Below are 11,265 nucleotides of genomic sequence, written 5' to 3'. Positions count from 1 at the left end.
CAGGATAATTGTGAAGATACATTTTTATAAATACCAGGGCGCTGGCAACGATTTTATTTTGATTGATAACCGCGATAACAGCGTTGATCATCATAACCCTAAGCTGATTTCGGGCCTGTGCGATCGTCGTTTCGGTATCGGTGGTGACGGTTTGATGCTATTGCAAAACAAAGACGGATACGATTTTGAGATGATTTATTACAACGCCGACGGCCAGCCGAGTAGTATGTGCGGCAACGGCGGGCGCTGTATTGTGGCCTTTGCCAAATTTTTAGGCGTTATTGAATCGGAAACTGAATTTTTGGCGGTAGATGGTCCGCATTATGCCAAAATTTCAGACGAAGGCGATTGGGTGAGCCTGCAAATGATCGATGTAAACGAAGTTAATACCGATGCCGACGCTTACGTACTCAACACCGGCTCTCCACACTATGTAAAGCTGGTTGAGGGGCTTGAACAGCGCAATGTTTACCAGGAAGGCCATGCTATCCGCAATAATGCCACTTATCGCAAAAACGGCATTAATGTAAATTTTGTTGAACCAATGGAGGAGGGCTACTTTGTACGTACATTTGAGCGTGGGGTAGAGGATGAAACCTTTGCCTGCGGAACAGGAGTAACTGCCGTTGCCCTGGCCATGGCGCAGCACAAACAGCAAACCGGGCATATCACTACTCCGATAAAAGTATTAGGGGGCAACCTCAACATTCGTTTTGATTATGATGGCAAAACTTTTACAGACATCTTTTTAGAAGGCCCTGCTGAAAGGGTTTTTGAAGGAGATGTTGTTATTTAGCACGAAAGCCAGGAAGCAAGAACCAAGATAAAAGAATATAAAACTATGACATTGCCGCGCTGCGTTCGCAATGAAGTGAGAAATTATCCGCTCCCGGGCGCTTAATGTACCGGTTTCAATAAGCTAAAAAATGTACCGTCCATAATAACATTGCCGATAGAGTCAAACACGGTTTTTCTGCTGGCCTCGGCTTTCATATCTTCTGCATAAAAAATATGGTCAACCCCCAGTGTTTTCAGGAATGGATCAACTTTGGAGTGCCATTTGTTTTTATAGCAGCAAATTTTAATGCCTTTGTATGACGGGTTTGTGCTTAAACGGCGAAGAATTTTTTCGATATCCTGAACAAGATAATCGTAATCAAGTATAAGCAGGTTGGGTTTGATCTCGTGTATTGCCGGAAAGATGGCCGCGGTGATTGAAATATGCTTAAAAACCTTGTTATTAGGTAATACCTCAAGGCCAACTACATGGGGGGCAACCAACAGTACAACTTTAGACCGTACACGGATCATGATCAATCAATTAGGTGCTTAAAAGTAGTTCTTAAATTTCTATTTGTCAAGCATTTATTAATTAATTTAATAAAAACTATGCTCTTAAAATTAAATCTTCATAAGGTGATACCTTTTATTACTTTCAGTTTTTATAATTTTAACACTAAATTAATTTTTGCGATAATTTTTATGCCTCACTTATAATATTGGCTTTTCTACGCCTTTTCCAACGCCTGATTAATAGCAGAAAGATGATAGCGCCTATCATTAAAGGCCATAACGCTATAAGTGCGAAAAAGAGGTTTTGTAAAACTTCCCAGCCTTCGCCAATTGCGGTTTTAAATTTATAGGCGAAACCGTTACCTGTGTTTACTTCGCCCGGGTGCCGGGTATAAAAGCTGATATCAAGCGAACTGTAACTAACCTGGCTGCTCAGATAATTAAGTTGCCCCTGGGCCGAATCGATCGATGTACGGATGCTGGCCAGCTTATCTTCTATTGCCAACAGATCGGTCATTTTGGTGGCTTTAGCAGCCAGTTGCAGGTAACGTTGTTCTAACTGTTTGTTATTGCTGATTTCGGCGCGAACATCGATAAACTGTGTGGTTACGTCCCTGATATGAATGTTTTTTGATTCGATATGATCGGTGCTGGAAGTTAAGCTATTTAAAAAAGCATCAAAATTTTTGGAGGGTATCCTGATTTTGAGGCTATACTCTTTCTGATTTGTTTCGCCGCTGTTGGTTTCATTTTCTTCTGCGAGGTAACCGCCTAACTTTTTTAGAGACGAAACAATGTTTTGTCTTGCCGCCTTAGGATTGTCGGTTTCAAAGCGGATATCGCCTTCCTTGATGATCTTTTTGGCAGTGTCGGTAATGGATGGGTTTGAAGCGGTCGGTTTATTGGCAGTACCGGCATCTTCCAGTTGATCGGCTGCTGCCATGCTTTTTTCCCCGGCGGGTGGAGGAGGTACTAACTCAACGTTGGCTACATTTACTTTTTGTTCCGTTTCATGCTTGCATGACATAAGTAAAAGCAAAAAACTTATCGACAGGAAAAAATAGGTTTTCATAATAAGGCTGTTTAATTGTTTTAGATTAAACGCTTTTTGCCTTATTAAATTATATTAAAATTCAATTTTAAAGAATTTAATTTTGTTTAATTGAAATAGATAAAATTAAATTTTATCTATTTCAATTTTTCGTTGTTTTTATGCCGCTCGGCATCCCGGATGCTTTTCTTTTCCATATTCTTTTCCAGGGCTTCGGTTAGGTCGATGCCGGTTTGATTGGCAAGGCAAATAAGTACAAAAAGAACGTCGGCCATTTCGTCGGCCAGGTTAACTTTTGTATCTGATTTTTTGAATGATTGCTCGCCGTATTTTCTGGCCATAATGCGGGCCACTTCGCCAACTTCTTCCATTAAAATGGCGGTGTTGGTAAGCTCGTTAAAATACCGGATGCCCGTTGTTTTAATCCAGTTATCTACCAGTTGTTGTGCTTCGCTGATTTCCATAAAATAGTTTTAGTGCGGCCGAATTTCATTAAATTTTTTGGAATAAGGCGAATAGGTATATGCCGAAAACAAAATGAAAATACCTTGTAAGGTTTCGTTGCCCCGTGCGACTAAGAGGCAAACAACTTAAAAAATCAAACATGAAAACCAGATCAATCATTTCAGGCGCCCTTATCGCCATTTTTGCAGTTGCCGGCCTTTCTGTTAATGTACAGGCAAAAACATCGGCTCCTTTACATAATACCGTTGCCCTTAGTGATACCGGCAAAATGAAAAAGGATAAGATGAGTAAAGACAAAATGAGCCATGATAAAATGGCTTCGGATAAAATGGGTAAGGACAAGATGGGTTCAGACAAAATGAGCCACGATAAAATGGCATCAGACAAAATGGGCTCTGATAAAATGTCAAAAGACAAGATGGGTTCGGACAAAATGAGCCACGATAAAATGTCAAAAAGTAAAATGAGTAAAGGTAAAATGGGCAAAGACAGCTCAGGCAAAATGTAGCCTCGCTTTTGTTTTGTGATTGTTTAAAGGGAGCCCGCATGAGCTCCCTTTTGCTTTTAATGGATCCTGCCTTTCTCGTCCTGGTTGCCGGTATCCTGCTTCTCTGCTTTAGCCTGACTATTCCCAAAACGATAGCTGATACCCACCAGGGCATACCTGTTGATCTGGAAGTTGGTATACTTTTGCCTTACCCCGTTTACGATTGTGGTAACTGCCGATGCACTGCTCCTGAAAACATCATTCATCACCAATGAAACATCTATTTTCTTTTTAAAAGCGGAGGCCTTAATGCCGAGGTCGAGTTTATAATAAGCATCGCTTCTGCCGATGTGATCAATCTCCGGGAACTGGTACCAGAAATTTACCGCTCCTGAAAAGCTTTTATCCGCATTAAAATAGATGTTATTGTTGGTAGCGATATAAGCTCCAAACCCGCTAATGCCTTTTACTGCAGCAAACGCCGATTTTGCATCGGTATGATAAAAAGTGAACTGGTTATTATTATCAAGCCAGCTAAGCAATTGCATCGAATAATTTTCGGAAATGCCCGCCCGGTAAGTTTTAATAAAATTGAGCGGCGTGGTATAAACCAGGTTGGTATCTGCCCGGGCAATGGTCACATTGTTGAAACCATTGTTGGTAACGTTTAAAAATATGGCCGATGTAAGCCTGTTTTTGTAGGTATGCGAAAGCTCAAAATTGGTATTATATTCTGGTTGAAGATAGGGGTTGCCTTCGCCATAGCTATAAGCTGTAAACAGGCTCTTGAATGGGTTAAGATTCCAGAAAGTTGGCCGGTTAACCCGCCTGCCAAAGTTTAGTGATAAGCTGTGATTAACAGCTGCCTGGTAACTCACCGTTGCCGATGGAAATAACCTTGTGTAATTATTAATGGTAGTTTGGTTAAGCGTGTGCGAGTAGCCTTTGGTTTCGGTGCGCTCTGCCCGCAAGCCGGCCTGGTACTTCCATTTACCATCCTCGCGGTTTATGCTGCCATAAACAGATTGGGTATTTTCGGTATAGGTAAATTCATTGCTTAAGTTCGGGTCATACTTTAGCGAATCGTTGGTTGCCTTTTTATAATAAAAAGCGTTGCTGTAATTATTGATAAAGCTCAGTTTGCCGCCAAAAGCAAAGCGGGCATATTTGGTTGGCAAAAGCGCATCGGCCTTGAATGTATAAATGTTGATGTCCTGCTTATTGGTATCATGGTAGCGATTACGACTGGCTGCATTCAATGATCCGTCAGCGAGATAAGTGTTGCTCTCAAAGTCCGATCTGTCGGTGCGGTAATAGTTAAAATAGTCGGCATTAAGTACCAGTTTAGCACCTGATGTATCCAGGCTGATGGTGCTATGCAGGTTAACCGCATTGCTGATAGCCACCGGGTGATAGGTGGCATAGGTTCTTAATGTTGAATCGATAGCACCGGTAGTGTTGTTAATGATCGGGTTATTTACATGGTCGGATCCGTCATAGGTATTCTTACCGCCCTGGTAATTTACGCCGATAGTAACCCTCGGACTAAACCGGTAATCGGCACCGGCAATGACGTTTAAATTATGATAGCGATAGTTGCCGGTATCGGTTTGCAGCCAGGTTTGTTTGGGGTAATAAATATCGGTTTCAAAGCCTTCCAATTCGTGGTCGTGATCAACGTTTACGCTGGCATATGCGGAGAGTTTGGCCGAATTGTAATTAATATCGCCGCTGGCATTTAACCACCAGTAATTGCTGGTACCATAAACCGAGGCGGGGCTATGCAACCATTGCTTATCATTGATCTGTACACTGCCCGCATAGCCATGTTTTTTGCTATGTTTGAGCGTGATGTTGATCAATCCGGCGTTGCCCTCAGCATCATAAGCAGCCCCCGGGTTTTTAATTACCTCAATACTGCCCACCTGGCTTGCAGATAATGAGCGCAGGTAACGGAGCAGATCGGTTCCAGCCAGTTGAACCAATCTTTCGTTCACCATAACTTTAACGCTGCCTTTACCAACAATGCTCAGGTCATTATCGCCAACTTTTATACCCGGCACACGACCAATAACCGTAAGTGCATCAGCTCCTGCCGATGTGGCACTGGTGGATACATTATAAATCAGCTTATCGCCCTTGTTTTCAACAGAGGTTTTGCCTGCTATTACGGTTACTTCGTTCAACTTTGTGGTATTATCAGGGAGGGTAATAGATACCGAGGTATCTTGTTGCAAGTTTAATTTAAGTTTGGTTTTTTGATAGCCGGTGAAGGTGATAGTTAAATGATAGGTCCCTTTATCAACGTCAGTAAAACTAAATAGCCCGACGGAATCGGTTTGCACTACCCTTGTTTGCTCTGAATTTTGTTGTTGCAGGTTAACCACAGCAAAAGCCACAGGAACTTTAGAATTGTCGACAATTTTTCCGCTAACTTTTACCTGGGCAAACAGGCTGCTATAAATTAAACTAAAAAATAAAAAGCTGTAGATATGTTTCAAACCGGGACGGGGATGAGGTTTATAATTCCGTAAATTAAATAAAAAACCGCCGCAAATTGTTTAGCGGCGGTTCTGTTTTATTTAAAGCGGTATCCCGTGAAGAGGGTTGATGTTATGTATCACTTCTTACATGTTCCAATTTCCCGTTTTCGGTAATGTGGTATTCGGAACGCAGAAGGGCATCCGTGTTGATGTTATTGTCTTTCTTTTTTCTTTTCCGGGGACCTGAAACGGCCAATATAATAACCGCCAGGAACAGGGTGATCTTTATCAAACTCACTAACATGGGGAGATGTATTTATATGCTTCATTGTGTTGATTGATTTAATGATTGTTTTTTATTCAATTTAGTTTGATTGTAAAATAAGAAAATAAAATAAGTTGTTTTTAACCCAGGTGAAAATTAGTATGATTTTTTGTGCCGATATTTAACCTTATTGCACTTTGTTAATTATGGCCGATAAGCAACAGGTATTAAACGAACTTCTTGGCAATTTTGCCGGTATGTCTGAAAATGACGTAGCGGTTAGCTTGCCGTATTGGCGTACGCGTAAAATTGAGAAAGGCGATTTTTTTAACATGCAGAACATTGTATGTACCGATCTTGCGCTTATTAACAAAGGTTTGTTCCGGATCTACTACGTACACCCCGAAACGCAGGAAGAAAAGAACATCTACTTTTTTTCGGAAAGGCAGTTCCTGGTATCATTCCGCAGTTTTATCAATCAATACCCTTGCGCATATTATATCCAGGCGATGGAGGATGCCGAGATCATCTCCATCAACTATAATGATCTTCAATATCTTTACTCCACGCCAACCGGCTGGCAACGTTTCGGTCGCCTGGTTGCCGAATTATTCTTTAACCAATCGCAAGCCCGTACCGAAGAGTTTTTATTTAATACAGCCGAAGAGCGTTATTTGAAAATGATAACGCAGCATCCCAATATCGTGAGCCGTATTCCTGCATATCATATCTCGTCATACCTGGGCATTAAAAACCCATCGCTCACCCGTATCAAAAAGCGCTTATCGCAGCAAAAGCCATAAAAACGAAACTCTGCTGACAAAAGGCCTTCCCGATTTTCACCTAAGTGAAAATTGCCGCCACGTTTTGTGCCCAACTTTGCTTCATCAAACAAAACGAAATAAAAATTTAAAGTCATGTCAGTAAATAAAACATTGATCATAGAAACTTCAGCCGCGGCTAATACAGCCCGCGAGTTGCGTAAGCTTTATTTTACAAGGGTAGCATTTTCGGTTACCTGGGTAATATTGGTATCGTTATTGGCTAAAACTTCATTTACCGCAGCTACCATACTGCTCGTGATCTATCCGTTATGGGATGTTGTAGGTACATTCCTTGATATCCGTGCTAATCAAGGCAACGGAACATCGGTAACACCTCAATATGTAAATGCAGCTATTAGTATTGTTACAACTTTATCGGTTGCTTTTGCTATAACCAAAGGAGTGCCTGCCGCGTTAATTGTATTTGGCGGATGGGCTTTGTTAACAGGATTAATCCAATTGGTATTGGGCTTAAAAAGACGTAAAGAGTTTGGCGGCCAATGGCCAATGATATTAAGTGGGGGGCAATCTATGCTTGCCGGTGTGTCATTTATAGCAATGGCGCACTCGCCTAATATGGGGATTGCGAATTTGGCAGGGTATTCGGCTTTTGGTGCTTTTTATTATTTATTAGCTGCAATAAGGTTAGGTAAAAGCGCGAAGCCTGTTGCGCAGAATTGATATAAAATCTAAAAAAATGTCATTTCGATAGAGCTGTGGGGATGGTGCGCCGGGGCGAAAGAGAAATCTTGTACACCATGCATGGCCGGACTGGTCATTCGCTAAACAAGGCGCATAAGATTTCTCACTCGTTCCTCGTTTCGAAATGACAATTTTATTTTTAAGAGAATACTCCCTTAAACTTCAAAAACACAACTCCATCATTTACCAGTTGCGCATCTGCCTTAACCTGCTCATCAACGGTACTCATCTTTATCTCCAATCCAACCTGGGGGTATTCATTAGGGTTGATGAACGACAGAAACTTGATATTATCAGCCTTAACAAGTCTTAACTTTTTGCCGAGCTGATTTTCCAGAATCTCTTTGACCATCTGCATCATGCACACACCTGGCACAATGGGATTGCCTGGGAAATGCCCTTTAAAAATATCATGCGCAGGGTTAAGGCTGATGGTTGTTTTGAGTAAACTGCCATCGGTTTCGGGAGTGGTAAAACTGAAAAAAGTATTGTTGAGCATTTATCTTTCCAAGCGTTTAAGGCCGATATTGAATTTGAAGTTTTTATGGCTAATGCCAATAGTATCAGGAACGCCGTTGTGAAAACCGTGCATAATGGCTTGTACCACGGGTTTCCTGTCGGATGAGCGTTCCATGCGGATCAGTTCTGTTCCGGATTTGTTGGTGATGTAATAGTTGGCGCCTTTTTCCTGCGGGAAAACATAATACAGATAGTTATCATCTTTGCGCATATAACCTGTTTCGGGGTTTTGCTTACGCATCATCACCAGCTCAAAATCTTTTTGCAGGGTGATGATCACCGGGCGCTTATCCATTTGCTTAATGATGTAATACACCTTGAAGCCGCCATCGGGCTTAAACTCAAAATCGAAAAACTTAAAGCCAATCTCATTACTGAACACCATACGCACGCTTTTATCTGGCAGGGTTTTAATCAGCAATAAGCCGCTTAAATGGTGACCGCCAATTACGTCTACTTCGGTTTTATAAAGCACGTTGGTAAAATCGGGCGCGAATTTTTTGATCTCGCGTACATTGCCTTCGGCCGGCTTCAGGTTTTTGTAAACCGATGAGCAGCCGGCCAGCATTAGCAGGCAGCTACTTAATAGCAAAAAACGCATCCGGGATATTGGCATTGATCTCTTTATTAGTAAAATGCAACGTCGTACTATCGCCCGAACCTTCCAGCATTTCGATGGTGTTTACTGAATAATCTTTTTTATCAACAGTGATCTCGATTGTTTTGAAAAAATCGCTCAGTTGTTTATTGACAGGAGATAGGGAAACTAAAAAGGTTCCCTTATTTTCGTATACCGCCGATTTAAAATCGCCGCTATTGAGTGCCGTTCCCTGGATACAATCGATAACGATTTTGTTGATCTGCTTAAATACTTTGTTGGAGCGGGTAGATACCTTGTTTTCTTTTTGTCCATCTTTAATGTACACATTGTCCTTGTTCAGGATCATGAGATAGCTGAATGGCTGGGTATACTCCATCCGCAGCATATTGGGCTTGCGGTACCAGAATTTGCCTTTCGATGTGATCTTTTCCGAGAGCATGCTCAGGCTTTTCTCCTGGGTGAAATCACTTTTAATGCTATTGGTTTTTGCAGCAACATCGGCAAATTGCTGTTTAAATTTGGTAAGATCGGATAGCTGGGTATAGCCTGCGTGTTGGGCGTGGGCTATAGCCGTAAAGCAGAAGAAAGGCAGAAAAAATATTGCCAATTTTAAAAGCGAGGGCCAGCGCCCTTCCCCTCTCGAGAGGGGCGGAGGGGTGTGTTTCTGCTTTAATAAGTCATTCGCACAAACACACCCCTGCCAACGCTCATTGCCTTCGCCCCCCCTCTGAAGAGGGGAGTTTAGCACCGTTATTTCTTTACGCATAAGCCTGTAAATTTAGCATTTTATCCAGCCGTACTATTTCGTATCCCTGTGCTTTGGCTTGTTCAATAAACAGTGGCAATACCGAAATTGTTGCAGCGCCTGTATCATGAAACAGGAAAATAGCGCCGGGGTTTAAACGGCGGGTTATCTTATTTAATAGTTTTTGACTATCGTTAATAACGGTATCCATTGAGCGTACGCTCCAGCCTATGGGTACCATCCTGCTTTTTAAAATGGCTTTTTTTAGATTGGGATTGATCACTCCATAAGGAGGCCTGAACAATAGCGGACTTAAGTTAATCGTCTGCCTTACCAACTGACTGGCCTGAAGCATATCATCCAGCATTTTGGCGGAAGAAAACAGATCGAACCAGAAGTGGTGTGAAAAACTATGGTTGCCAATGATGTGGCCCTGCTTGTGAATTTGTTTCAGAACAGTTTCATTACCGGGTATCCTGCTGCCAATGCAAAAAAAAGCTGCGGGGGTATTTTGTTGTTTTAGGATTTTTAAAATCTGTAGTGTGGCGGTAGCATCAGGTCCATCGTCAAATGTTATAGCGATGATCTTTTTGTTGGTTTTGAGCGAGCACATCACCCGCATAAAAAAATTAGAACCTATGTAGTAGCATCCGTAAAATAATATCAGCGAGTAAATAAAGATCAGCACCGGGTAACTCCACCAAGATACCCCTTCTGAAATATGCTGCCAGATTATCAACCCGAGCAGACCGGCAAAGAGGATATTGGTGTTCCTGAAATTTAGCATGCCGAAAGCAAGATTAATGAGTGGTGAATGTTTTGGTAGTGATTGTAGATCAATACCTTTTTCAAAGAAGTTTGGTCGGCCTCCGGTACAAATGAACAAACGCCGTTTTTGATCTCATGTGCTGCCAGCCACATTGCAAACGCAGATGAGGTTGGATATTCGCCGCAGAGGGCTTTGTAATTGATGACAGGAATATTGGCAAAATCATATTGCAGCAATTGCTCATAGACGGCATCATTTTTTGAATCGCCGTTGTTACCGGTTATTACCAGGTCAATTTCATGAATATTGGTGTTCTGGCTTTGCAAAAAAATGCTGATCTGTTGTTTTATTTCGGCAGTGTTGCGCGGTTTATAAAAGCTGGATACCCCATCAATTTTAGCCCAGTCATTACCTGATGCTTCACGGCTTAACATAAAAAAAGCTGAGCCTTCGCCGACCATTGTTCCCTTACCGGGAGTGTTAAACAGTTCAAAGTTCGATGCCGGATGTTGACGATAAAGCCCCATTCGCTTTAAAATAGCATGGCTGTTGGCCGTAATTTCATCAATGCCGCCCACCAGTATGTTAGCTGCTTCGCCCTCATACAACAGCATCATGGCATCAAGCAGCGCATTTTCAAATGAAGCGCCACCGTTCACAAATGTATTGTTGTACTGATGGCATTGCAGTAACAGGGCTATCTGCGCACTGATGGTATTATGGGTGGATTGGATAAACGCAGTAGGGGAAAGCGCTTCCTCGTTTTGCTGCACCATTTTGGTGAGAAAGGTATTGGTATCTTCCAGGCAGCCGTAAGCCGTTCCGGTAATGATAGCATCCGGCGCATTGACCCCGGCTTGTTGCAGGCAATCCATACCGGCAGCAACACCCATTTTAATGATGCGGCTCATGCGGCGGATGAGTTTTGGATCGATCAACGATTTATAATCCGGTTCAATACAGGTGAGCCTGTCGCCGGTATATTCTGCCAGTTCTGAAAGGAACCGCTGATTACCGAAGGTATTTTGTGGCGATATATTGCTTGCTGCCCTGATGTACAT

At 42.2% G+C, this 11,265-nt stretch carries 13 protein-coding genes; 4 read left to right on the top strand and 9 right to left on the bottom strand.

Going from position 1 to position 11,265, the window contains the following annotated elements:
* Window positions 1-10 precede the first annotated feature (10 nt).
* Window positions 11-796, top strand: coding sequence for a diaminopimelate epimerase (gene dapF, locus J3L18_RS24465; RefSeq protein ID WP_189549216.1), 786 nt, complete (start codon window positions 11-13; stop codon window positions 794-796).
* Window positions 797-897: 101 nt separating this feature from the next.
* Here dapF and J3L18_RS24460 read toward each other — a convergent pair whose 3' ends face one another.
* From J3L18_RS24460 to J3L18_RS24450, 3 genes are all read right to left on the bottom strand, one after another.
* Complete coding sequence (locus J3L18_RS24460; RefSeq protein ID WP_091173233.1) at window positions 898-1,311, bottom strand: hypothetical protein; 414 nt, start codon at window positions 1,309-1,311, stop codon at window positions 898-900.
* A 169-nt stretch (window positions 1,312-1,480) separates the two neighbouring features.
* Window positions 1,481-2,365 carry a DUF4349 domain-containing protein gene (locus J3L18_RS24455; RefSeq protein WP_129569485.1) on the bottom strand — a complete coding sequence of 295 codons (885 nt, stop codon included), beginning with the start codon at window positions 2,363-2,365 and terminating at the stop codon, window positions 1,481-1,483.
* A 116-nt stretch (window positions 2,366-2,481) separates the two neighbouring features.
* Window positions 2,482-2,808 (bottom strand): nucleotide pyrophosphohydrolase, encoded by a 327-nt coding sequence (locus J3L18_RS24450; RefSeq protein ID WP_129569484.1) that lies wholly within the window; start codon window positions 2,806-2,808, stop codon window positions 2,482-2,484.
* Window positions 2,809-2,948: 140 nt separating this feature from the next.
* Here J3L18_RS24450 and J3L18_RS24445 point away from each other — a divergent pair, with 140 nt between their 5' ends.
* A complete protein-coding gene (locus J3L18_RS24445) occupies window positions 2,949-3,317 on the top strand; it encodes a hypothetical protein (RefSeq protein ID WP_091173243.1) in 369 nt (122 codons plus the stop codon).
* Between the two features lie 56 nt (window positions 3,318-3,373).
* Here the strand turns inward: J3L18_RS24445 and J3L18_RS24440 are convergent, their stop codons facing one another.
* Window positions 3,374-5,797, bottom strand: a complete 2,424-nt coding sequence (locus tag J3L18_RS24440; protein ID WP_129569483.1) for an outer membrane beta-barrel family protein — start codon at window positions 5,795-5,797, stop codon at window positions 3,374-3,376.
* Window positions 5,798-6,250: 453 nt separating this feature from the next.
* Here J3L18_RS24440 and J3L18_RS24435 point away from each other — a divergent pair, with 453 nt between their 5' ends.
* On the top strand, window positions 6,251-6,847 hold the full coding sequence (locus J3L18_RS24435) for a Crp/Fnr family transcriptional regulator (protein WP_090533545.1): 597 nt from the start codon (window positions 6,251-6,253) through the stop codon (window positions 6,845-6,847).
* A 114-nt stretch (window positions 6,848-6,961) separates the two neighbouring features.
* Window positions 6,962-7,549 carry a DUF308 domain-containing protein gene (locus J3L18_RS24430; protein WP_129569482.1) on the top strand — a complete coding sequence of 196 codons (588 nt, stop codon included), beginning with the start codon at window positions 6,962-6,964 and terminating at the stop codon, window positions 7,547-7,549.
* Between the two features lie 160 nt (window positions 7,550-7,709).
* Here J3L18_RS24430 and J3L18_RS24425 read toward each other — a convergent pair whose 3' ends face one another.
* The 5 genes from J3L18_RS24425 to J3L18_RS24405 form a co-directional block, all read right to left on the bottom strand.
* The gene (locus J3L18_RS24425; RefSeq protein ID WP_129569481.1) at window positions 7,710-8,069 is read right to left on the bottom strand and encodes an ApeI family dehydratase; all 360 of its coding nucleotides are present in this window, start codon (window positions 8,067-8,069) and stop codon (window positions 7,710-7,712) included.
* Window positions 8,070-8,705 (bottom strand): flexirubin biosynthesis protein LolB2, encoded by a 636-nt coding sequence (gene lolB2, locus J3L18_RS24420; RefSeq protein WP_208102389.1) that lies wholly within the window; start codon window positions 8,703-8,705, stop codon window positions 8,070-8,072.
* Window positions 8,668-9,297, bottom strand: coding sequence for a flexirubin biosynthesis/transport protein LolA2 (gene lolA2, locus J3L18_RS24415; protein WP_189549214.1), 630 nt, complete (start codon window positions 9,295-9,297; stop codon window positions 8,668-8,670). Before lolA2 ends, lolB2 begins: the two co-directional genes overlap by 38 nt.
* Window positions 9,298-9,448: 151 nt before the next feature.
* A complete protein-coding gene (locus J3L18_RS24410; RefSeq protein WP_129569479.1) occupies window positions 9,449-10,222 on the bottom strand; it encodes a polysaccharide deacetylase family protein in 774 nt (257 codons plus the stop codon).
* Window positions 10,216-11,265, bottom strand: coding sequence for a beta-ketoacyl synthase chain length factor (locus J3L18_RS24405; RefSeq protein WP_129569478.1), 1,050 nt, complete (start codon window positions 11,263-11,265; stop codon window positions 10,216-10,218). The genes J3L18_RS24410 and J3L18_RS24405 overlap by 7 nt, the downstream gene beginning before the upstream one ends.

The organism is Mucilaginibacter gossypii, from assembly GCF_017569325.2.
GTDB lineage: Bacteria > Bacteroidota > Bacteroidia > Sphingobacteriales > Sphingobacteriaceae > Mucilaginibacter > Mucilaginibacter gossypii.
Note: the sequence above shows the minus strand (reverse complement) of the source record. Positions and strands in the feature narration are given on the sequence as shown.

Bases quoted from the DNA above. Each gene is read 5' to 3' on its own strand.
- J3L18_RS24460 (WP_091173233.1), bottom strand. From the start codon at position 1,311: ATGATCCGTGTACGGTCTAAAGTTGTACTGTTGGTTGCCCCCCATGTA.
- J3L18_RS24455 (WP_129569485.1), bottom strand. From the start codon at position 2,365: ATGAAAACCTATTTTTTCCTGTCGATAAGTTTTTTGCTTTTACTTATG.
- J3L18_RS24450 (WP_129569484.1), bottom strand. From the start codon at position 2,808: ATGGAAATCAGCGAAGCACAACAACTGGTAGATAACTGGATTAAAACA.
- J3L18_RS24445 (WP_091173243.1), top strand. From the start codon at position 2,949: ATGAAAACCAGATCAATCATTTCAGGCGCCCTTATCGCCATTTTTGCA.
- J3L18_RS24435 (WP_090533545.1), top strand. From the start codon at position 6,251: ATGGCCGATAAGCAACAGGTATTAAACGAACTTCTTGGCAATTTTGCC.
- J3L18_RS24430 (WP_129569482.1), top strand. From the start codon at position 6,962: ATGTCAGTAAATAAAACATTGATCATAGAAACTTCAGCCGCGGCTAAT.
- J3L18_RS24425 (WP_129569481.1), bottom strand. From the start codon at position 8,069: ATGCTCAACAATACTTTTTTCAGTTTTACCACTCCCGAAACCGATGGC.
- lolB2 (WP_208102389.1), bottom strand. From the start codon at position 8,705: ATGCCAATATCCCGGATGCGTTTTTTGCTATTAAGTAGCTGCCTGCTA.
- J3L18_RS24410 (WP_129569479.1), bottom strand. From the start codon at position 10,222: ATGCTAAATTTCAGGAACACCAATATCCTCTTTGCCGGTCTGCTCGGG.
- J3L18_RS24405 (WP_129569478.1), bottom strand. From the start codon at position 11,265: ATGTACATCAGGGCAGCAAGCAATATATCGCCACAAAATACCTTCGGT.